The following is a 21475-nucleotide window of genomic DNA, read 5'->3' as shown; positions in this document are numbered from 1 at the left end:
GTATTGCCGTCGCGGCGATGGGCGTTGTCAGGGGAAGGCTGGCCCCGGTTTGCCGGGGCCAGCAGGGAAAGGGCTTACTGTGCGGGCTGGGACGCGGCCGCTGGCGCGATGTCGGCGCGCTCGCCGGAGAGGGCGCGCTGGCCGATCAGCACCGTCAGGAACGATGCCGTTCCGGCCGCAACCGACACCCAGAAGCCGTTGCGCGGGCCGTAGACATCGACCACCCAGCCGGCGACGAAGGCGCCGAGCGCCATGCCGATGCCGATGCCCGTCATCACCCAGGTGATGCCCTCGGTCAGCATCGCTTCCGGCACGCGCCGCTCGATCAGGCCGAAGGCGGTGATGAAGGTCGGCGAGACGGCCAGGCCGCTGACGAATACGGTCAGGGCGAGCAGCGCCACCGTGTCGGCGAAGAGCAACGGCACCGTGGTCAGCGCGATGACGGAGACGGCGATGGCGAGCTGCCGCTGCAGTGGCGTCCTGAGGTTCAGCGCGCCGAGGATGATGCCGACGACGAAGGAGCCGACGGCATAGACGCCGATCACCAGGCTGGCGGCGCCCGGCTGGCCGAGTTCCTTGGTAATCGCCACCGCGCTCACCTCGGCCGTGGCGAAGATGGCGCCGACGAAGACCAGAGCGAGCGTGATGATCTGCACCGGCCGCAGGCGGATCGCCGAGCCGGCGCTGACGCCCCCGTACGGGCGCACGCGCGGTTCGGTCGAACGCTGCAGCACGAAGGAGGCGATGCCGAAGGCGAGGAACAGCGTGCTCGCCAGCATGCCCGCCTCCGGGAACAGGGAGACGCTCAGCCCGACCGAGAGCGACGCGCCGGCGATGTAGACCAGTTCGTCGGCGACGGATTCGAAGGCGAAGGCGGTGTTGAGCTCCGGCCGGTCGCGGAAGATCTCGGTCCAGCGCGCCCGGACCATGGCCGGGATGCTCGGCATTGCGGCGGCCAGAAGGGCCGAGGCGAACATCGTCCAGACGGGCCAGTCCTGGTTGGCGGCGAGGATCAGGATGAGGAAGGCGGCCACGGAGATGATGCTGCTCGGCACCAGCAGGGCGGTCTGGCCGTGCCGGTCGACGAGCCGCGAGATCTGCGGCGCGACGAAGGCGTTGGTGAGGGCGAAGGTCGCCGACACGGCGCCGGCCAGCCAGTATTCCCCGTGCGTCTGCGACAGCATGGCCACGATGCCGATCGGCGCCATGGCGATGGGGAGCCGGGCGACGAAACCGGCGGCGGCGAAGCCCTTGGTGCCCGGCACCTTGAAGATTTCGCGATAGGGGTTCGGCATTGGAGGGGTCCTTGATGCGGGGGTTGAACGAGTTTACATACGGTGCGTATGCAAACTCAGATAGTGACATACATGGCGTATGTCAATTGATATACGTAACGTATGTGAAAGAGAAGAAGATGGCGCGCAAACCACGCAGCGAAATGATCGCGGAAACCCGGGCCAAGCTCGTTTCGGCCGCCCGCCAGGCGTTCGGAACCGTGGGCTACGCCGCTGCTTCCATGGACGACTTCACTGCCGAGGCCGGCCTGACGCGCGGCGCGCTCTACCACCATTTCGGCGGCAAGGAAGGGCTTCTACGGGCGGTGATCGCAGAGGTCGACGCGGAGATGAGCGAAAGGCTGAACAGCATATCTGCCAGCCATGAGGACCCCTGGCGGGGCTTCGTCGCGGAATGCGTGGCCTATATCGAGATGGCGCTCGAGCCGGAGATCCAGCGCATCATGCTGCTCGATGGTCCGGCGGTGCTGGGCGATCCCTACAACTGGCCGAACCAGCCGGGCTGCATCCGCTCCCTGTCGCGGAGCCTGACCCGTCTTGAGGCGGCCGGGCTGCTCAAGCTGGTCGATGCGGAGGCGACGGCGCGGCTGATCAACGGTGCCAGTCTCTACGCGTCCCTGTGGATCGCCAATTCGGACGACCAGGAAGCCACATCGAAGAAGGCCGTCGAGGCGTTCACAATCCTGCTCGATGGATTGCTGATTCGATCGCAGCGCCTCCATTCGGACGTACGAGAGACGATCTGAACCATTGGGGAAGCCAAGAATCCGGTTGACGGAAACCGCCGGGGAAACCCGTTTCGGTTGACAATCCCGGCCCACGCTCCATCCTCGGCCAAAAGCCTGGGGGGCAGACCATGTGGGATTTCGACATCGGCAGGACGCTTGCGATCATGGCCAGGACATGGCCGTTCATCGCGTTCCGGATGATCGTCTATTTCGGCATCACCGCCGCCTACATCTTCGCCACCGGTGCCGGTGCGGGTGTCGGTTACGGCGTCGGCCATGTGACGAGCGATCCCGACGGCCCGACCTCGTTCGCGCTGTGGGGCGGCATCGCCGGCTTCGGCCTGGTGTCCGTCATCGTCTACTGGATCCGCGAATACATCCTCTATGTGGTCAAGGCCGGGCATATCGCCGTGATGGTGCATCTGATCGACGGGCGCGACGTGCCGGAAGGGCAGGGCCAGATCGCCTATGCGCGCGGCGTCGTCACCGAACGCTTTGCGGAAGCCAATGTGCTGTTCGTCCTCGACCAGCTGATCAAGGGCGTGATCCGCGTGCTGACGGGTCTGCTCGGCGGCGTCGCGGCCTTCCTGCCGATTCCCGGCCTCGACGCGCTGATACGCTTCGTCAACACGGTGATCCGCCTGTCGCTCACCTATGTGGACGAGATCATCCTTGGCTACAGCATCCGGATCGGCTCCAGCACCCCGTTCGACACGGCGCGGCAGGGCATTGTCCTTTATGCTCAGAACGGCAAGACCATGGTCAAGAACGCTGTCTGGCTGGCGCTGTTCATGTGGATCCTCGCCTTCGTCGTGTTCCTGGTGATGCTGGCTCCGGCAGCGGCCATTCTCTATGCGATGCCCGGCCAGCTCGCCGGCTGGAGCTTCGTTCTGGCGATCGTCTTCGCCTGGGCCGTGAAGGCGGCGCTGATCGAACCCTTCGCCATAGCCGCGCTGATGTCGGTCTATTTCAAGACCATCGAAGGGCAGACGCCGAACCCCGAATGGGACCGTCGCCTGAGCGACGCCTCGAAGCAGTTCCGGGAGCTGAAGGACAGGGCGCTGGGAGCGGCGGGTCTGGGCAGCGTCACTTAGAGTGTTTTTCAGTCGGGTGGAATCACCTGACGACCGCATAAACGCGGAAAAACAAGGAGACAGGCCCATCCATCGTTTCAGCGAAGCGCTGAACGGGTCTGGGATCAGGACCGTTTGGCGGGGGCCGGGCACACGAAGGCAAGCCAGAGGCTGAACGCCATCATGCCGCCGACGAGAAGAAACGTCGTGCGCATGCCTTCGGCGATTGCGGAGGCCGATCCGTGGCCTGAATCGCCGATGCCGGCGCTGACCGCAAAGACAGTGCTGATGACCGACGCCCCCGCCATGAGGCCCAGATTGCGCGACAGGCCGAGCAGGCCGGAGACGCTGCCGCGCGCTTCCTTCGCCACATCCGCCAGCACGGCCGTGTTGTTGGCAGCCTGGAAGAGTTGGTAGCCGGGCGTCAGCACGATGATCGCCAGGACGTAACCGGCAAGGCCGAGGGCATTGGGCAGCAGCGCCAGAAGGAACGATCCCGCAGTCAGCATGACGAGGCCGATGCCAAGCACCCGCCGGGTTCCCCAGGCATCGACCGCCTGTCCCGCGGGCAGGCCGCTGAGGATTGAGATCGCCGGCCCGACCGACATGACCAGACCGACCAGCGCCTCCGTCAGGCCCAGCCGGATTCCGAGATAGAACGGGCCGACCACCAGCGTCGTCATCATGACCGCGGCGACGAGGAGATTGACGAGCAGGCTCGCTGCGAGGCGCGGGATGAACATCGTCCGGATGCCGGAGCGCGACGCACCCTCCTTGCCCGCATGCGCGCGCTCGTCGCGCGGCAGGGCCATGAAAGCCGCGATAAGGGCGAGGATTGCCAGCGGCAGCGGGGCCAGGAAGACGCCCCGCCAGCCCACCGTAGCGACGAGCACGCCGCCCAGCGAGGGGCCGAGGGCCGTGCCGAGCGCCGAGACCGTGCCCAGCAGGCCCATCGCCCGCCCCAGGCGTTCCTCGCGGACGCTCGCGCGCATGAGCGCCATGCTGAGCGTCATCGCGAAGGCGGCTCCTGCCCCCTGAAGCACCCGCGCGCCGACGAGCTGCCAGATATCCGTTGCGAGGCCGCACAACAGCGATGCGCCGCAGAACAAGCCGAGGCCGGCAAGATGCATGCGCCGCAAGCCATGCACGTCACCCAGCCGCCCGACGACGACGGATACGGTAAGCGCCGCGAGATAGCCCGTGACCACCCACTGGACCTGATGGAATGGCGCGGTGAACGCCTCCGCCAGCGCCGGCAGCGCGATATTGGCGATGCTCGTGCCGAGTGAGGCCAGAAGCATCGACAGCGCCAGCGCTGCGACAATCACGCGATCCGTGCCCCGCGATGCGGCTGCTTCTACCGTTTCCATGGTCTTTCCCCTTGCCAGCGACGTTCCGGAAGGGCAGTTTGCGACTTGAAGTCAACTTGAGGTCAAGCGTGAAGTTTCTCGACATAGGAGAAGTGGCAGCGGCGACCGGGATACAGCCGTCCGCATTGCGGCACTACGAGAAGGTCGGGCTGATCTCCTCGGTTTCCCGGCACGGTCTTCGCCGCCAGTTCCCGCCCGAAGTGCTGATGCAGCTCCAGCTGGTCGCCATGGGCAAATCCGCCGGCTTCTCGCTCGAGGAGATTGCCGCGATGTTCGGCCGGAACGGCATGCCGGAGGTGCCGCGCGCCGCGCTCCATGCGCGGGCGGACGACCTGGACCGGCAGATCCATGAACTGGAGGCTTTGCGCGACACCCTACGCCATGTCGCGGACTGTCCGGCTCCGACGCATCTGGAGTGTCCCACCTTCAGGCGGCTGATGGACGTGGCGGGGCGGCGGCGCAAGGCATCGCGCCAAGCGCGCGGAAGGGGATGACCAAGGGGGGACTTGCCCCGCTGCTGCCGAACCCCGGGGTCGACGGCCGTCTGGTGCCCCGATTCGGCAGCGCTCGCGCTTCCCGCCCAAAACAGCAGCGGTCAGACGTCCGTCGCCGCCGTGAAGACAGCCTTTTGAGCGGCAAAGGCGCGTTGATAGGCCGGCCTGGCCTCGCCCCGGGCGACATAGGCGGCAAGGTTCGGACGCGCGTCGAGCAATTCCGACCCCGACAGCCTGCGCAGGACGGTCACCATCAGCAGATCGGCGGCGCTGAATGCGCCATCGAGCCAGTCGGAAGCGCCGAGGTGATCCGATAAGGCGTCGAGCCGCCTCCCGATGGTTTCTTCGAGGGCGCGCATGCGCGGCTCGAACCATGGCGCGTCACGCTCGAGGATGGAAGCGAGGCTGTGATCGAAGACCGGCGGCTCCACGGTGTTGAGCGCCGCGAACATCCATGAGATGGCGATGGCCCGGGCATCAGGCTCCTCCGGCAGCAGGCCCTCGTTGTGTTGCGCGATATAAAGGACGATCGCCCCCGACTCGAACAGGGTGAGATTGCCTTCCTCGTAGGTCGGGATCTGACCGAAAGGCTGACGCGCCATATGCGCGGCTTCCTTCATGGTGCCGAACGATACGAGGCGGACCTCGTACGGTCTGCCGACCTCTTCCAGCGCCCAGCGGACGCGCATGTCGCGGGCATGCCCCTGGCCGCCATCGGGTGAGCGTTCAAATGCGGTTATCGTTGGGATCATCGGACGGCTCCTGTTGGTTGTTTTTCCTGCGGGTGGTACCGGCCCGCCGTGCTGCCTCCACAGGACGAACGAGCCCTGCGCTTTCCGACAGCCCCCACATTTCCCGGGCTGGGGTGTCGGCACCGGATCTCCCGGTATGCTCAGCCGTTGGCGTTCGGGGCGATCCATGCAAGGATCGCCGCACCCGCGGTTCTGGCGGGCATGTGCAGGGGCGCTCTATCCCCTTGTTTTTCCGAATTCTCGCGGATGCCGGCTGTTTTCAGCCGACGTCAAGTTGCTCTAGAGTTATGGCATGAAAACCCGTTTCTATACGCACTCCATCTGCCGCGAACATCTGACGCCGCCCGGCCATCCGGAGCGGCCGGATCGCCTGCGCGTCATCGTCGACCGGCTCGACGACGAGCCCTTCGCCTATCTCGATCGGCGCGAGGCGCCGCAGGCCGATGAGGCGGCGGTTCTGCTGGCACACCCGCAATCGCATCTCGACAAGGTCAAGGCAGCGATCCCGGAGGAGGGGCTGGCGCGCATCGACGAGGACACCACGGTCAGCCCGAGGAGCCTCGAGGCGGCTCTGACGGCGATCGGCGGCGCGACCGCCGCCGTCGATGACGTGTTTTCCGGCGAGGCGGCCAATGTCTTCGTCGCGGCCCGGCCGCCCGGACACCATGCGGAGAAGACCCGGGCGATGGGCTTCTGCCTGTTCAACAACGCCGCCATCGCCGCCCGCCATGCGCAGCAGCGCCATGGCGCCGAACGGGTCGCCATCATCGATTGGGACGTCCATCACGGCAACGGCACGCAGGACATCTTCTGGGACGACCCTTCCGTTCTCTACTGTTCGACGCACCAGATGCCGCTCTATCCCGGCGGCGGCGCACGGGACGAGACGGGGGCGGGCAACATCGTCAACGCGCCGCTCGCGGCAGGTTCCGGGTCGGAGGCCTTTCGCGAGGCGTTCGACACCCTTGTCCTGCCCGCCATCGAGCGCTTCGCGCCGGACCTCATCGTCATCTCCGCCGGCTTCGACGCGCATCGTCGCGACCCTCTGGCGGAGATCAACCTGGAGGCCGAGGATTTCGACTGGGCGACGGGCGTGCTGATGGAGCGCGCCGAGCGTTTGTCACAGGGCCGCCTTGTCAGCCTGCTGGAAGGTGGCTACGACCTGCAGGGGCTTGCAGTCTCGGTAGCCGCGCATGTCGGCCGTTTGATGAAGGGATAAGAGATGGCCGAAGATGCCAACAGCGACATCAAGGGGATGAGCTTCGAGCAGGCGCTGGAGGCGCTGGAGAAGATCGTCGAGGACCTGGAGCGCGGCGATGTGCCGCTCGACCAGTCGATCCGCATCTACGAGCGCGGCGAGGCGCTGAAGAAGCATTGCGACGGTCTCCTGAAGGCGGCCGAGGACAAGGTGGAGAAGATCCGCCTGTCCCGCGAAGGGCAGCCGGCAGGCAGCGAGCCGCTCGACGAGGGCTGATCCTCCGGACGCCGGGCCGCACCGCCGGTTTGCGTTTACTTTGATCCCCCGAAGCCCTATGTCGGGATGACCATCAACAGCCGAGGTGATGCGCGTGAAATCGCCGCCCGACACGCCCCTTCTGGACGAGGTCGTCTATCCAGCCGATCTGAAGCGCCTCGCTGAGGAGAAGCTGCCGCAGCTTGCCGACGAGCTGCGGGCCGAGCTGATCGACGCGGTCTCCAAGACGGGCGGCCATCTGGGCGCGGGCCTCGGCGTGGTCGAGCTGACGGTCGCGTTGCACTATGTGTTCGACACGCCCGACGACCGCATCATCTGGGATGTTGGTCACCAGGCCTATCCGCACAAGATCATCACCGGCCGGCGCGACCGCATCCGCACCCTGCGCCAGGAGGGCGGCCTCTACGGCTTCACCAAGCGCGCCGAAAGCGAATACGATCCCTTCGGAACGGCCCATTCCTCCACCTCGATCTCGGCGGGCCTCGGCATGGCGGTGGCGCGCGACCTCAGGGGCGAGAAGCGCAATGTCATCGCCGTCATCGGTGACGGCGCCATGTCGGCCGGAATGGCCTATGAGGCGATGAACAATGCCGGCGCGCTCGACGCGCGGCTGATCGTCATCCTGAACGACAACGACATGTCGATCGCCCCGCCGCAGGGCGCGATGAGCGCCTATCTGGCGCGCCTCGCCTCCGGCCGCACCTATCAGGGCGTGCGCGAACTGGGCAAGAAACTGACCTCCTATCTGGGCAAGGGGGTCGACCGCGCCGTGACCCGCGCGGTGGAGCACGCGCGCGGCTACGTGACAGGCGGCACGCTGTTCGAGGAGATGGGCTTCTTCCACATCGGCCCCATCGACGGCCACAATCTCAAGCATCTCGTGCCGGTCCTGAAGAACGTCCGCGACAATGGCGATGGGCCGGTGCTGATCCATGTGGTGACCAAGAAGGGCAAGGGCTATCCGCCGGCGGAAGCCGCCGAGGACAAGTATCACGGCGTCAACAAGTTCGACGTGATCACCGGTGCGCAGGCCAAGGCGCCGGCCAACGCGCCGAGCTACACCAAGGTGTTCGCCCAGTCGCTGGTACAGGAAGCGCGCGCCGATGAACGCATCGTCGCGGTGACCGCGGCCATGCCGTCCGGCACGGGGCTGGACCTGTTCGGCACGGAGTTTCCCGAGCGCACCTTCGATGTCGGCATCGCCGAGCAGCATGCCGTCACCTTCGCCGCCGGCATGGCGACGGAGGGGCTGCGGCCCTTCGCGGCGATCTACTCGACCTTCCTGCAGCGCGCCTATGACCAGGTGGTGCATGACGTGGCGCTGCAGAACCTGCCGGTTCGCTTCGCCATCGACCGGGCCGGTTTCGTCGGCGCCGACGGCCCGACCCATTGCGGGGCCTTCGACATCACCTATCTGGCGAGCCTCCCGAATATGGCGGTGATGGCGGCGGCGGACGAGGCGGAGCTGCGCCATATGGTGCGCACCGCCGCGGAATACGATGCCGGCCCCATTGCCTTTCGCTATCCGCGCGGCGACGGCGTCGGCGTCGATATGCCCGAGCGCGGCGAGGTGCTCGCGATCGGCAGGGGGCGCGTCCTGCGGGAAGGCTCGAAGGTGGCGCTGCTGTCGCTCGGCGGGCGTTTGCAGGACTGTCTGAGGGCCGCCGAGGAACTCGATGCCGCGGGCCTGTCGACGACGGTTGCCGACGCACGCTTCGCCAAGCCACTGGACGAGGCGCTGATTCGCCACCTGGCGCGCGAGCACGAGGTGCTGATCACTATCGAGGAAGGGTCGATTGGCGGTTTCGGCTCGCACGTGCTGAATTTCCTTGCCCATGAGGGGCTTCTGGAAAGCGGCGTCAAGGTGCGGCCGATGACCATGCCCGACCGCTTCATCAATCATGCCAAGCCCGAACGCATGATCGAGGATGCAGGACTGGACGCGGCGGCCATCGTGCGCACCGTGTTTGCGGCGTTAGGCCAGCACGCCGAGCGCGCGGCGCGCGCCTAGACCGATCATGCGGCTTGATCAGTTCCTCGTGGAACGCGGCCTCTTCGACAGCCGCGCCCGCGCCCGCGACGCGGTTCTGCGCGGCACGGTGCAGGTTGACGGCCTGCCTGCGAGGAAACCGGGACAGACGGTTCCGGCCGGCGCCGCGGTCGCGGTGGACGATCCGGCGAGCGGCTATGTTTCGCGCGCGGCGCTGAAGCTGAAGCACGCGCTGGACGTCTTCGCGCTCGACCCGGCCGGCGTCGAGGCTCTGGACATCGGGGCGTCCACGGGCGGGTTCACCCAGGTCCTCCTCGAGCGCGGCGCAGCGCATGTCACGGCCATCGACGTCGGCTCCGGCCAGATGGATGCGCGGGTCGGAGCCGATCCGCGCGTGACATCGCTGGAAGGGATCAACGCGCGGCATCTGACACTGGACGATCTGGGCGGCAGGCATCCCGATTTTCTGGTCTCGGATGTCAGTTTCATCTCGCTCAGGCTGGCCCTGCCTCCGGCCCTGTCCCTGGCCGCGCCGGGTGCGCGGGGCGTGTTTCTCGTCAAGCCGCAGTTCGAGGCGGGGCGCGCGGCGATCGGCAAGGGCGGTCTGCTAAGGGATCCGGCGCAGGCGCAAGCCATTGCCGGCGATCTCAGCGACTGGCTCGAAACCAATGCGGGGTGGCGGGCGCTCGGGCTGGCGCCGTCGCCCATTGAAGGCGGTGACGGAAACCGCGAGTTTCTTCTCGCAGGACAGAAGGCATGATGCGCGAGACACTGACCATCGATCATCTGGGCGCGCAGGGCGACGGCGTGGCACACACTGCCGCCGGATCGGTCTTCGTTCCCTTCGCGCTGCCGGGAGAGACGGTCGAGGCGGCCGTTCACAAGGGACGTGCGCAGAAAATGGTTCTGCGGACGGCCTCGCCGCACCGCGTGGATCCGGCCTGCCGCCATTTCGGCGCATGCGGCGGCTGCTCGGTGCAGCATCTGGACGACGCGTCCTATCGCGACTGGAAGCGCGACAAGGTAGCGCGGGCGCTGGCCGCGCGCGGCGTGGAGGCCGATGTCGCGCCGCTGATGGCATGTCCCGAGGGCGCGCGCCGGCGCGTGACGTTTACCGCAAGGCGCCTGGGGCCGGATATCCTGCTTGGTTTCAACGTCCCGCAATCGCACCATATCGTCGTTGTCGAGGAATGCCCGGTTTCGGCTCCCGCGATCACAGAAGCGCTCGGCGATCTCAGGCGGCTGGCGACGACCGTTGCGGCGACGCCGAAGGCGTTTCACATGGCGGTGACGGCAACGGGCGCCGGTCTCGACATTGCGGTGGACGGAGCCGGACAGCTTGGCGCCAAGCAGCGCCGCACGGCCATCGACCTCACCCTGTCGGCCGGCTTTGCGCGCCTCACCGTGAACGGCGAAGTGGTCGTCGAAGGCCGGAAGCCGGAGGTGAACTTCGGCGGTGTCGCCGTAGCGATCCCGCCTGCCGGCTTTCTGCAGGCGACCATGGATGCGGAAACGGCGATGGCGAAGCTGGTTCGTGAGCATCTCGACGGGGCAAGATACTGCGTCGATCTCTTCGCCGGCAGCGGCACCTTCGCGCTGCGCCTGGCGCAGGCCGGCCGCGTTCATGCGGTCGAAGGGGATGCGGCGGCACTTGCCGCCCTGGATCAGGCGGCGCGCCGGACGCCCTCGCTCAAGCCGGTGACCGTCGAGAAGCGCGATCTCTTTCACCGACCGATGACGGCGAAGGAACTGAACGCATTCGACGCTCTGGTGTTCGATCCGCCGCGCGCCGGAGCGGAGCTGCAGTGCTGCCAGATCGCAAAGTCGACGGTCCGCCGGGTGGCGGCGGTCTCCTGCAACCCGGGAACGCTCGCGCGCGACCTGGCGATCCTCGTCGATGGCGGCTACCGGATCGAACGCGTCGTCCCCATCGACCAGTTTCTATGGTCGCCGCATGTGGAAGCAGTGGCGTTGCTGCGAAAGCCCGCGCCCGGCAGGAACTGAACGATCCTGAAAGAAGCAGGCCGGGTTTGCTTTCTTGATCAGAGAATTGAAGTTTCTCGTGAAAAATCAATGGTGGTGAGATTCAAGCGCCCTTCAATTGCTTGACTCCAGATTCAAGTTTTCGCTCAAAAACTTGAATCTTCGGCGCATCGTTGGAAGCTGGCTTCAACCCCTATGCCTGCCGCCCGCCCACCGTCATCTGATCCATGCGCAGATGTGGCTGGCCGACGCCGACGGGCACGCCCTGACCGGCCTTGCCGCACATGCCGACGCCGTTGTCGAGCTTCATGTCGTTGCCGACCATCGACACCCGGTGCATGGCGTCCGGTCCGTTGCCGATCAGCATGGCGCCCTTGACCGGCCGGGTCACCTTGCCGTCCTCGATCATGTAGGCCTCGGTGCAGCCGAAGACGAACTTGCCGGAGGTGATGTCCACCTGACCGCCGCCGAAGGACACGGCGTAGATGCCCTTTTTCACCGAGGCGATGATCTCTTCCGGGGTCTTGTCGCCGCTGGTCATATAGGTGTTCGTCATGCGCGGCATCGGTTCATGCGCGTAGGATTCGCGGCGCCCGTTGCCGGTCGGCCGCATGCCCATCAGGCGGGCGTTCTGCCGGTCCTGCATGTAGCCGACCAGCTTGCCGTCCTCGATCAGCACGTTGCGCGCCGAGGGCGTGCCTTCATCATCGATGGTCAGCGAGCCGCGCCGCTCGGAAATCGTGCCGTCATCGACGACAGTCACGCCCCGGGCGGCGACCTGCTGGCCCATCAGTCCGGCGAAAGCCGATGTCTTCTTGCGGTTGAAGTCGCCCTCCAGCCCGTGGCCGACCGCCTCATGCAGCATCACGCCGGGCCAGCCATTGGCGAGAACGATATCGAACGTGCCGGCGGGCGAGGGGACCGCCTCCAGATTGACCAGCGCCTGCCGCAACGCCTCGCCGGCGGCGAACTGCCAGGAACCTTCCGCCAGAAAATCGCCGAAACTCTTGCGCCCACCCATGCCGTAGGACCCGGTTTCCTGCCGGTCGCCGTCGCCGACCATGACCGAGACGTTGACCCGCACCAGCGGGCGGATGTCGCGGGCAAGCTGCCCGTCGGCGCGCAGGATCTCCACCTGTTGCCAAGAGGCGGCGAGCGAGGCGGTGACCTGGCGCACACGCGGATCCCGCGCGCGCACCCAGGCGTCGATCTCCTGCAGCAGCTTGGCCTTGGCTGCGAAGTCCGGGTCGGCGATCGGATTCTCGTCGCCATAGAGCCGCAGGTTGGTTCCCGCAGGGGCTGCGGCAAGGCTGCCGGAATGGCCCGCCTTGACCGCCGAGACCGCATCGGCGGCGCGCCTTACGGCGGCCTCGGAGAGCTCGCTCGAATGGGCATAGCCGGATGCCTCGCCGGCCACCGCGCGCAGACCAAAACCCCGATCGGTGTTGAAATTGGCGGTCTTCAGGCGACCGTCGTCGAAAACCAGGGCCTCGCCTTCGCTGTATTCCAGAAAAAGCTCGCCGTCGTCGGCGCCGCGCAGCGTATCGGCGACAAGGGTGCGGAGGCGGTCGGTGGAGCAGTCGAAGGCGTCAAGCAGCGATTTGGGCATAGTGTCATCCTGTCCAGGCGTCCCCCTCATTTAGGCAGGGACCGCCCGTCTATCCAGTCCGGGGACTCTTGATGAGAAACTGCTCCGGCGGACAGGGCGCCGGCCGATCACCGCGGCAGGGCGTCGAAGCTCTCGGCGAAGCCGTTGAGATCGACGGGAATGCCGATGCCTTCCTCCGGTGTCTGAAAGACGATGAAGGTGGCGGCCTCGCCGGTCTTCAGCGTTTCGACCAGCTGTTCCTCGAGGATCACTTCCGCGTAGCAGCCGTCCTGGAAGCAGCGGACGAAATAGGCCCGTCCGATGTCCTTGCCGTCGACATTGAGACCAAGGCCGTTGGGAAGCAGCACGCCGAGGGGGGCAAGAACGCGCAGAATCTCGGCCTTGCCGTCCGCCGTGCGCAGAACCACCACGGAAAGACCCATTTCCGGGCGGTCCTCCGCGACGACATTCTGCATCATCGCGCACTGCTCGCTCGAGGCGCCGGCCGGTGTGTCGCACAGGATCGACCAGGCGCCGTGAGTCGATCGGACGGTTCCGCTCTGCTGCGCGTTGGCGCCCAGCACGGGAAGGACGGCGAGGGCGAGCACGGCTGCAGCGCGTGTAACAAAAGGCATGATCATGTTCCTGCTCCCCGACGAATCAGGGCAATTTATCCTGCGTTGGCTGCCGCCGAAAAGGGATTGTCTCGGCACGAGGCGGAAAAACCTGTTTATCCAGGCTCCAGCCCAACATTCTAGGGCAATTCCGACGGAAATGGGACCGCTTGACGCTTTGCACTATTGCGCAGGTCCGAGCGTCGGCGCTATGAGCCGGACCTGGCAGCGCGATCCTGCGGGGACGAGAGCAGATGCGATCCTTCGGGGCGAGCCGCCAGGGCGCAAAAATGCCGCACGTGACATCCAATGCCTTCCTTGCGGTTCAAATGAGAGTATGGTTTGAACGCGCCTATAAAAAGCCAGAATTCCCTTTGCGGCAAAATCGGACCGTCCGACTTGCCGTATCGCTACGGGAGATGACGAGGGTTATGAAGAATATCGCTGTTGGCCTTGCCACTCTGCCATTTCTCGCCACAGGTGCCGTTGCTGCGCAGCCGGAGCCTTGGCAGTACCGGTTCCAGCCGGCTGTCACGAGCATCATGCATGAGATCGCCTGGTTCGAGGAATACACGCTTTGGTTCATCGTGCCGATCACCATTCTCGTGATGGTGCTGCTCGGCTGGTGCATGCTGCGTTTCCGCGCCAGCGCCAATCCGACACCGTCGCGCACCAGCCATAATACGGCGATCGAAGTTATCTGGACCGTGGGTCCGGTCATCATCCTCCTGTTCCTTGCCGTTCCGTCGTTCCAGCTTCTGACGGCGCAGTACACCCCCAAGGAAGAGCCAGCGCTGACCATCAAGGCGACCGGCGTCCAGTGGTACTGGGATTACGAATACCAGCTCGAAGAGCCGCTTTCCTTCTCCTCTCTGCTTCTGCAGGAAGGTGACCGTCCGGGCTCCGGCAAGGAAGACATGGCTGCCTATCCGCGCCTGCTGGCCGTCGACAACGAGGTTGTCGTGCCGGTCAACACCACGGTGCGCGTTCTCGTGACCGCCAGCGACGTGATTCACGCCTTCGCAATGCCGGCTTTCGGCGTCAAGGTGGACGCGGTGCCCGGCCGGATCAACGAGACCTGGTTCAAGGCCGAGAAGGAAGGCCTGTACTATGGCCAGTGCTCGGAGCTTTGCGGCAAGGATCACGCCTTCATGCCGATTGCCATCCGCGTGGTGGCGCAGGACCAGTATGATACCTGGGTCGCGGCTGCGCGCGAGGATGTCGACGGCGCCAACAAGGCGCTGATGGCTGCGATCGAGGCAAAAACGAAAGTCGCGGCTGCCGCCCAGTAGGGCAGGCAGTCGTCTGAAACATCAAATGGAGCGGTAGGAAATGGCAGGCGCTGCAACCCATGACGCCCATGGCGAACACAAGCCATCAGGCTGGACACGGTGGGTCTATTCGACCAACCACAAGGACATCGGCACGCTCTACCTGATCTTCGCCATCGGCGCGGGCATCATCGGCGGCTTCCTGTCGGTCATGATGCGTTGGGAACTGGCTGAGCCGGGTATCCAGATCTTCCACGGCCTCGCGGCCATGGTCTATGGCTATGAGGGCGACGCCGCGCTCGATGCTGGCAAGCACATGTTCAACGTGTTCACGACGGCGCACGGCCTCATCATGATCTTCTTCATGGTCATGCCAGCGCTGATCGGCGGCTTCGCCAACTGGATGGTTCCGATCATGATCGGCGCGCCTGACATGGCGTTCCCGCGCATGAACAACATCTCGTTCTGGCTCCTGCCGCCGGCCTTCATCCTGCTGCTCATGTCGCTCTTCGTCCCCGGCCCTGCCGGCGGCTACGGCACGGGCGGCGGCTGGACGATCTACCCGCCGCTGTCGACCTCGGGCCAGCCCGGCCCGGCCATGGATCTCGCGATCCTGTCGATCCACGTCGCCGGCGCGTCGTCGATTCTCGGCGCCATCAACTTCATCACCACCATCTTCAACATGCGCGCGCCGGGCATGACCCTGCACAAGATGCCGCTGTTCGCCTGGTCGGTGCTGATCACGGCGTTCCTGCTGCTTCTGTCCCTGCCGGTCCTGGCGGGCGGCATCACCATGCTTCTGACCGACCGCAATTTCGGCACCGCGTTCTTCGCGCCCGAGGGCGGCGGCGACCCGATCCTGTTCCAGCACCTGTTCTGGTTCTTCGGACATCCGGAAGTGTACATTCTGATCCTGCCGGGCTTCGGCATCGTCAGCCACATCGTCTCGACCTTCTCGAAGAAGCCGATCTTCGGCTATCTCGGCATGGCCTACGCCATGGTCGCCATCGGCGCGGTCGGCTTCATCGTGTGGGCGCATCACATGTACACGACCGGCCTGTCGCTCGACACGCAGCGTTACTTCGTCTTCGCGACGATGGTCATCGCGGTGCCGACCGGCGTGAAGATCTTCTCGTGGATCGCCACCATGTGGGGCGGCTCCATCCAGTTCCGCACGCCGATGCTGTGGGCGATCGCCTTCATCTTCCTGTTCACCGTGGGTGGCGTGACGGGCGTGCAGCTCGCCAATGCCGGCCTCGACCGGGCCATGCACGACACCTATTACGTCGTGGCGCATTTCCACTACGTGCTGTCGATGGGTGCCGTGTTCGCGATCTTCGCAGCCTGGTACTACTGGTTCCCGAAGATGACGGGCTACATGTACAACTCGTTCGTCGCCCGCATCCACTTCTGGATCACCTTCATCGGCGTGAACATCATCTTCTTCCCGCAGCACTTCCTGGGTCTGGCCGGCATGCCGCGCCGCTACATCGACTATCCGGACGCCTATGCCGGCTGGAACCTGGTATCGTCCTACGGCTCGTATCTCTCGGCCTTCGGCGTTCTGGTGTTCCTCTACGGCGTGTTCGAGGCTTTCGCCAAAAAGCGTCCGGCCGGTGCCAATCCCTGGGGCGAAGGTGCGACGACGCTGGAATGGCAGCTTTCGTCTCCGCCGCCGTTCCACCAGTGGGAAGAACTGCCGAAGATCCGCTGATCCGGCAGAGAACCGAAAAGAACAGAGGCCGCGCCCCGTGCGCGGCCCCATCAATGGGTTGAAGGCAGAAATGGCGCTGGTTGAACAAGAGCACATGAATGAGGCCGGGTACCGCCTTTCCGAGGCGTCGCCGGGCGATTTCATCGCGCTGTTGAAACCGCGCGTCATGTCGCTGGTCGTCTTCACGGCTTTTGTCGGCATGGCGATGGCGCCGGGCGTGCCGAACCCGCTTCTGGCGATGATCGCGATCGCCGCGATCGCCGTCGGTGCCGGCGCCTCCGGTGCGCTGAACATGTGGTATGACGCCGACATCGACGCCGTCATGGGCCGCACCAAGAGCCGTCCCGTTCCGGCCGGACTGGTGACGCCCGGCGAGGCGCTGGCCTTCGGATTGGTGCTCTCGGCGCTGTCGGTCGTTACCCTCGGGCTGCTGGCGAATTTGGTCGCCGGCGCGCTGCTCGCTTTCACAATCTTCTTCTATGCCGTCGTCTATACGATTTGGCTGAAGCGCTCGACCCCCCAGAACATCGTCATCGGCGGCGCTGCCGGCGCCCTGCCTCCGGTGGTGGGCTGGGCAGCGGTCACGGGAACGGTGAGCATCGAGAGCCTCATCCTGTTCCTGATCATCTTTCTCTGGACGCCGCCGCATTTCTGGGCGCTGGCACTGTTCAAGTCCGCGGACTACGAGCGCGCCGGCATCCCGATGCTGCCGAACGTCGCCGGTCACGCGGCAACGAAGACCCAGATCTTCGTCTATGCGGTGTTGCTGGCTCTGAGCGGTCTGCTGCCGGTCTGGGCGGGTTTCGCCGGCCTGGCCTATGGCGCGGTCGCCACGGTGCTCGGCGCGGGTTTCCTCTGGTATGCCTGGCGCGTCCTGCGCATGCCGGAGGGCGATCAGGCGATGAAGCCCGCCAAGTCCCTCTTCGCCTATTCGCTGCTTTACCTGTTCGTGCTGTTCACCGCGCTTCTGGCGGAACGCCTTGCGGCAGGCCTCGGGTTTGGAGGCTAGACGGATGGAGCGCGAGTTCATCAAACCGACCGAGGCTCAGCTCAAGGCGCGGCGCAGGCGCTCTGTCGCCATCGCGCTTGCTCTGGTCGCCTTCGTCATCATCGTTTATGTCGGCAGCCTCGCGAAGCTCGGACCTGCCCTGTTCGAACGCGCCATGTGAGAAGACGGATGAGCGACAGCGAAACGAAAGCCGATCCGGCCAAGGGGAACAGGAACCGCAACGCGGCGGTCTTGTGCCTCGCCATGGTCGGCGGCATGGTCGGCATGGCTTATGCGGCGGTGCCGCTTTACCAGCTGTTCTGTCAGGTGACCGGCTATGGCGGCACGACGCAGCGCGTCGAGCAGTATTCGGACACGGTTCTCGACCGCAAGATCACCGTCCGCTTCGATGCGAACACCAATGGCGTGCCGTGGGAATTCAGGCCGGTGCAGCGCGAGGTGACGATGCGCATCGGCGAGACGATGCAGATTTCCTACATGTCGCGCAATCTGTCGAACCAGCCGACGAGCGGCACTGCGACGTTCAATGTCTCCCCGCCGCGGGCTGGCGCCTATTTCAACAAGGTCGAGTGCTTCTGCTTCACGGAGCAGGAGTTGCAGCCGGGCGAGTCCTATGACATGCCGGTGGTGTTCTTCGTCGATCCGGAGATCGTGAATGTGCCGGAGTTGAAGGACATCAAGACGATTACGCTTTCCTACACATTCTTCCCGTTGGAGAAGAAGGCGCCGGTTGCCGCCGCGCCGAAGATCAACGCAAATCAGAACGACAATCTCGGGGGCTGACATGGCCGACGCGCACGCCAAGAAACACGATTACCACATCATCGATCCGAGCCCCTGGCCCTTTCTGGGGTCCGTCGGCGCGCTGGTCATGTCACTCGGCGGTATCGCCTGGATGAAGTACCTCAAGGGCGCCGAGTTCAAGCTCTTCGGCGTCGATCTCGCGGCAACGCATTTCTGGCTGTTCCTGATCGGCCTCTTCATCGTGCTCTTCACCATGTATTCCTGGTGGGCGGACACGATCAAGGAAGCGCATGAAGGGCACCATACCCGGGTTGTGTCGCTCCATCTGCGCTACGGCATGATCATGTTCATCGCTTCGGAGCTGATGTTCTTCGTGGCATGGTTCTGGGCCTTCTTCGACGCCAGCCTCTTCCCGGGCGAAGCGATCCAGGTGTCGCGCGCCGAATATACGGGAGGCGTCTGGCCGCCGCAGGGCATCGAGGTGCTCGATCCCTTCCACCTGCCGCTCTACAACACGATCATCCTGCTTCTTTCGGGAACGACCGTTACCTGGGCGCACCACGCCCTTCTCGAGAACGACCGCAAGGGCCTGGTCTGGGGCCTCGTGCTGACCGTCGCGCTCGGCGTCCTGTTCTCCTGCGTGCAGGTCTACGAATACATGCACGCGCCGTTCTCCTTCTCCGATTCGATCTACGGCGCGACCTTCTACATGGCGACCGGCTTTCACGGCTTCCACGTGTTCATCGGCACGATCTTCCTTCTGGTCTGCCTGCTGCGCGCCATGGCGGGTCATTTCACGCCAAAGCAGCATTTCGGCTTCGAGGCGGCTGCCTGGTACTGGCACTTCGTCGACGTCGTCTGGCTGTTCCTCTTCGCCTTCATCTATGTGTGGGCGTCGGCGGGCGCGACCATCGCTCACTGATCGTCCAGCGAGACGAGACTTTCGAACGGCCGGGGAGACCCGGCCGTTTTCCTTTGCGGCAGGCGCGGGAACGTTTGCCGAGCGCCGCCGCTGTCTGCCCGTGGAAGCTGCGGCATCGCGCGGTGTCGACCCCGGGGGAACGGGCATGATAGAAGGCGCCGAACCGTCGGTGCCGCGAACGCCGGAGCATGCCGGCTGGCACGGTAGGACATGGGTGCGAACATGGCAGAAAGCAGCAAGCCGCCGGCGGAAGGCGACCGGGCGATCTGGCCGCCAGTGGATCCGGTTTCGGTGGGGCTTGGCGGACGCTGCCCGCGCTGCGGCGAGGGGCGTCTGTTCTCGGGTTTCCTGAGCATCGGCAAGGGATGTAGGAACTGCGGCCTCGACTACGGTTTCGCGGATGCCGGTGACGGCCCGGCCGTTTTCGTGATTCTCATCATCGGCTTTCTGGTGGTCGGATTGGCGCTGTGGATGGAAGTCTCGATGGGGCCTCCGCTCTGGGTCCACTTTTTGCTGTGGATACCGCTGACGCTGATCCTGTCGCTCACCGCGCTGCGCCTGATCAAGGGACTGCTGATCGCCTTGCAGTATCGCAACAAGGCCGAAGAAGGGAAACTGGACCGTTCATGACCGGGACAACGCAGGCTTCACCAGCGACGACCTCGGGATCAGCGAGGACCTGGCTTCTCCTGCTGCTCTGTGCGGTGGTGTTTGCCGTGCTGCTGGCGCTCGGCACCTGGCAGGTGCAGCGTCTGCACTGGAAGGAAGCGCTCATCGCCCGCATCGAGGAACGCATCGCCGCCCAGCCGATCGAACTCGAAGCCATGGAGCGCATCTACAGCGAGAACGGTGACGTGGAGTACCGTCCGCTCCGGGTCGGCGGCGTCTTCGTTCATGAAGGGGAGCGGCACTACTTCGCTACCTGGAAGGGGCAGTCGGGCTTCTTCATCCATACGCCGCTGAAACTGGCCGACGGACGCTATATCTTCGTCAATCGCGGTTTTGTCCCCTACGATCGCAAGGATGCGCAGACGCGCGGCGAGGGACAGGTCGTCGGCGGAGTGCGCATTGCCGGGCTTGCGCGCAACGCGCCGGAACGCAAGCCGTCCTTCATCGTTCCCGACAACGATGCGGATAAGAACGTGTTCTACTGGAAGGACATGGGGGTGATGGCGGCGAGCGCCGGGCTGCCTGAGAGCAGCGCCTTCGTGCCGTTCTACCTCGATGCCGGGAATGCACCCAATCCGGGCGGCCTTCCGGTCGGCGGTGTCACGCTGATCGACCTGCCCAACAGCCATCTGCAATACGCGATCACCTGGTACGGGCTGGCCGCGGCCCTGGCCGGCGTGCTGCTGGTCTGGTGGCGGCGAAATCGCGCGCGCTCTTGACATCCCGGATACATCACCCCCAATGCCTGCCACAAGCAAAGGACACGCAATGACGGCTGCCGACAAAGCGGACAGGAAACTCACCGTGCGACTGTGCGGGCCGCGCGGCTTCTGCGCAGGCGTCGACCGCGCCATCCAGATCGTTATCCTGGCGCTGAAGAAATACGGCGCGCCCGTCTATGTCCGCCACGAGATCGTCCACAACAGATATGTGGTCGAAGGGCTTCAGGAACGCGGCGCCGTCTTCATCGAGGAGCTCAGCGAGATACCGGAAGAGCACCGGGACGCGCCCGTCGTCTTCTCCGCGCACGGGGTGCCGAAATCCGTTCCCGCGGATGCGGTTTCGCGCAACCTGTTTTATCTCGACGCCACATGTCCGCTCGTCTCCAAAGTGCACAAGCAGGCCATGCGTCACCATCGCTTGGGTCGCCACGTGCTGCTGATCGGTCATGCCGGCCATCCCGAAGTGATCGGCACGATGGGACAATTGCCCGAGGGGACCGTCACCCTGGTGGAGACCGTCGAGGGCGCCATGGCGCTCAACCCGCCGGCGGACGCGGAACTCGGATTCGTCAGCCAGACCACGCTGTCGGTCGAAGATACCGCGGACATTCTCAAGGCCTTGGAGGAGCGCTTCCCCGCCCTTCACGCGCCTGCCGCCGAATCGATCTGCTATGCCACCACCAACCGTCAGGAAGCCGTGAAGATGGCTGCCCCCGGGGCCGATCTTTTCCTGATCGTCGGCGCGCCCAACTCGTCCAATTCCCGCCGCCTGGTCGAAGTGGCCGAGCGGGCGGGCGCGAAGCGATCCCTGCTGGTGCAGCGGGCCTCTGAGATCCCGTGGGATGAAATCGGAGACCTGACGGTGCTTGGCCTGTCGGCCGGCGCCTCGGCGCCGGAGATCATCGTCAACGAGATCATCGACGCCTTTGCAGAGCGTTACGACGTCACCGTCGATCTTGCGGTCACGGCCGAGGAGACGGAGAATTTCCCGGTCATGCGCGTGTTGCGCGATGTCGAACTCACCAGTGCCGACATGGCCTTCGTCAACGGAAACGCCTGAACA

General features: G+C 65.2%; 22 protein-coding genes. 17 read left to right on the top strand and 5 right to left on the bottom strand.

Annotated elements, in window-relative coordinates; translation table 11 throughout:
- Positions 1 to 74: 74 nt before the first annotated feature.
- Positions 75 to 1295: an MFS transporter gene (locus NA2_RS06145; protein ID WP_008595376.1), complete on the bottom strand. Its 1221-nt coding sequence runs from the start codon at positions 1293 to 1295 to the stop codon at positions 75 to 77.
- Positions 1296 to 1414: 119 nt separating this feature from the next.
- On the opposite strand from NA2_RS06145, the gene NA2_RS06140 reads away from it, so the two are divergent.
- Both NA2_RS06140 and NA2_RS06135 read left to right on the top strand, forming a co-directional pair.
- Positions 1415 to 2041: a TetR/AcrR family transcriptional regulator gene (locus NA2_RS06140; RefSeq protein WP_008595375.1), complete on the top strand. Its 627-nt coding sequence runs from the start codon at positions 1415 to 1417 to the stop codon at positions 2039 to 2041.
- 110 nt (positions 2042 to 2151) lie between these two features.
- Complete coding sequence (locus tag NA2_RS06135; RefSeq protein WP_008595373.1) at positions 2152 to 3117, top strand: hypothetical protein; 966 nt, start codon at positions 2152 to 2154, stop codon at positions 3115 to 3117.
- A 104-nt stretch (positions 3118 to 3221) separates the two neighbouring features.
- Here NA2_RS06135 and NA2_RS06130 read toward each other — a convergent pair whose 3' ends face one another.
- Complete coding sequence (locus tag NA2_RS06130; RefSeq protein ID WP_008595372.1) at positions 3222 to 4466, bottom strand: MFS transporter; 1245 nt, start codon at positions 4464 to 4466, stop codon at positions 3222 to 3224.
- Positions 4467 to 4534: 68 nt separating this feature from the next.
- Between NA2_RS06130 and NA2_RS06125 the strand changes: the two genes are divergently transcribed.
- A complete protein-coding gene (locus tag NA2_RS06125; RefSeq protein ID WP_040676890.1) occupies positions 4535 to 4960 on the top strand; it encodes a helix-turn-helix domain-containing protein in 426 nt (141 codons plus the stop codon).
- Between the two features lie 101 nt (positions 4961 to 5061).
- On the opposite strand, the gene NA2_RS06120 is transcribed toward NA2_RS06125, so the two are convergent.
- Complete coding sequence (locus NA2_RS06120) at positions 5062 to 5712, bottom strand: glutathione S-transferase family protein (protein WP_008595370.1); 651 nt, start codon at positions 5710 to 5712, stop codon at positions 5062 to 5064.
- Positions 5713 to 6004: 292 nt separating this feature from the next.
- Here NA2_RS06120 and NA2_RS06115 point away from each other — a divergent pair, with 292 nt between their 5' ends.
- The 5 genes from NA2_RS06115 to NA2_RS06095 all read left to right on the top strand — a co-directional run bounded on the left by NA2_RS06115 (position 6005) and on the right by NA2_RS06095 (position 11180).
- Positions 6005 to 6931, top strand: a complete 927-nt coding sequence (locus NA2_RS06115; protein ID WP_008595369.1) for a histone deacetylase family protein — start codon at positions 6005 to 6007, stop codon at positions 6929 to 6931.
- A gap of 3 nt (positions 6932 to 6934) precedes the next feature.
- Positions 6935 to 7186 carry an exodeoxyribonuclease VII small subunit gene (locus tag NA2_RS06110; RefSeq protein WP_008595368.1) on the top strand — a complete coding sequence of 84 codons (252 nt, stop codon included), beginning with the start codon at positions 6935 to 6937 and terminating at the stop codon, positions 7184 to 7186.
- 94 nt (positions 7187 to 7280) lie between these two features.
- Positions 7281 to 9197, top strand: coding sequence for a 1-deoxy-D-xylulose-5-phosphate synthase (gene dxs / locus NA2_RS06105; RefSeq protein ID WP_040676967.1), 1917 nt, complete (start codon positions 7281 to 7283; stop codon positions 9195 to 9197).
- Between the two features lie 7 nt (positions 9198 to 9204).
- Positions 9205 to 9936, top strand: a complete 732-nt coding sequence (locus NA2_RS06100) for a TlyA family RNA methyltransferase (protein ID WP_008595356.1) — start codon at positions 9205 to 9207, stop codon at positions 9934 to 9936.
- Positions 9936 to 11180 carry a class I SAM-dependent RNA methyltransferase gene (locus NA2_RS06095; protein ID WP_040676964.1) on the top strand — a complete coding sequence of 415 codons (1245 nt, stop codon included), beginning with the start codon at positions 9936 to 9938 and terminating at the stop codon, positions 11178 to 11180. Before NA2_RS06100 ends, NA2_RS06095 begins: the two co-directional genes overlap by 1 nt.
- Before the next feature lie 172 nt (positions 11181 to 11352).
- Here the strand turns inward: NA2_RS06095 and tldD are convergent, their stop codons facing one another.
- Complete coding sequence (gene tldD / locus NA2_RS06090) at positions 11353 to 12768, bottom strand: metalloprotease TldD (protein WP_008595352.1); 1416 nt, start codon at positions 12766 to 12768, stop codon at positions 11353 to 11355.
- A gap of 107 nt (positions 12769 to 12875) precedes the next feature.
- Positions 12876 to 13388 (bottom strand): invasion associated locus B family protein, encoded by a 513-nt coding sequence (locus NA2_RS06085; protein ID WP_008595349.1) that lies wholly within the window; start codon positions 13386 to 13388, stop codon positions 12876 to 12878.
- Between the two features lie 404 nt (positions 13389 to 13792).
- On the opposite strand from NA2_RS06085, the gene coxB reads away from it, so the two are divergent.
- From coxB to ispH, 9 genes are all read left to right on the top strand, one after another.
- Positions 13793 to 14653 carry a cytochrome c oxidase subunit II gene (gene coxB / locus NA2_RS06080; protein ID WP_008595347.1) on the top strand — a complete coding sequence of 287 codons (861 nt, stop codon included), beginning with the start codon at positions 13793 to 13795 and terminating at the stop codon, positions 14651 to 14653.
- A gap of 40 nt (positions 14654 to 14693) precedes the next feature.
- Positions 14694 to 16346 (top strand): cytochrome c oxidase subunit I, encoded by a 1653-nt coding sequence (ctaD, locus tag NA2_RS06075; protein WP_008595345.1) that lies wholly within the window; start codon positions 14694 to 14696, stop codon positions 16344 to 16346.
- 70 nt (positions 16347 to 16416) lie between these two features.
- Entirely contained in the window at positions 16417 to 17355 is a 939-nt protein-coding gene (locus NA2_RS06070) for a heme o synthase (RefSeq protein WP_008595343.1), read from the top strand.
- Between the two features lie 4 nt (positions 17356 to 17359).
- On the top strand, positions 17360 to 17515 hold the full coding sequence (locus NA2_RS22140; protein ID WP_008595341.1) for a hypothetical protein: 156 nt from the start codon (positions 17360 to 17362) through the stop codon (positions 17513 to 17515).
- 8 nt (positions 17516 to 17523) lie between these two features.
- A complete protein-coding gene (locus NA2_RS06065; protein WP_008595339.1) occupies positions 17524 to 18138 on the top strand; it encodes a cytochrome c oxidase assembly protein in 615 nt (204 codons plus the stop codon).
- Position 18139: 1 nt separating this feature from the next.
- On the top strand, positions 18140 to 19021 hold the full coding sequence (locus NA2_RS06060; RefSeq protein ID WP_008595336.1) for a cytochrome c oxidase subunit 3: 882 nt from the start codon (positions 18140 to 18142) through the stop codon (positions 19019 to 19021).
- A gap of 210 nt (positions 19022 to 19231) precedes the next feature.
- Positions 19232 to 19651, top strand: a complete 420-nt coding sequence (locus NA2_RS06055) for a DUF983 domain-containing protein (protein WP_244423591.1) — start codon at positions 19232 to 19234, stop codon at positions 19649 to 19651.
- On the top strand, positions 19648 to 20409 hold the full coding sequence (locus NA2_RS06050; RefSeq protein ID WP_008595331.1) for an SURF1 family protein: 762 nt from the start codon (positions 19648 to 19650) through the stop codon (positions 20407 to 20409). The genes NA2_RS06055 and NA2_RS06050 overlap by 4 nt, the downstream gene beginning before the upstream one ends.
- 49 nt (positions 20410 to 20458) lie before the next feature.
- Entirely contained in the window at positions 20459 to 21472 is a 1014-nt protein-coding gene (gene ispH, locus NA2_RS06045; RefSeq protein WP_008595329.1) for a 4-hydroxy-3-methylbut-2-enyl diphosphate reductase, read from the top strand.
- The last annotated feature ends 3 nt before the right edge of the window (positions 21473 to 21475 follow it).

The sequence above is a fragment of the Nitratireductor pacificus pht-3B genome (genome assembly GCF_000300335.1).
GTDB classification, from domain to species: domain Bacteria; phylum Pseudomonadota; class Alphaproteobacteria; order Rhizobiales; family Rhizobiaceae; genus Nitratireductor; species Nitratireductor pacificus.
This window is presented reverse-complemented; position numbering and strand designations above follow the sequence as displayed.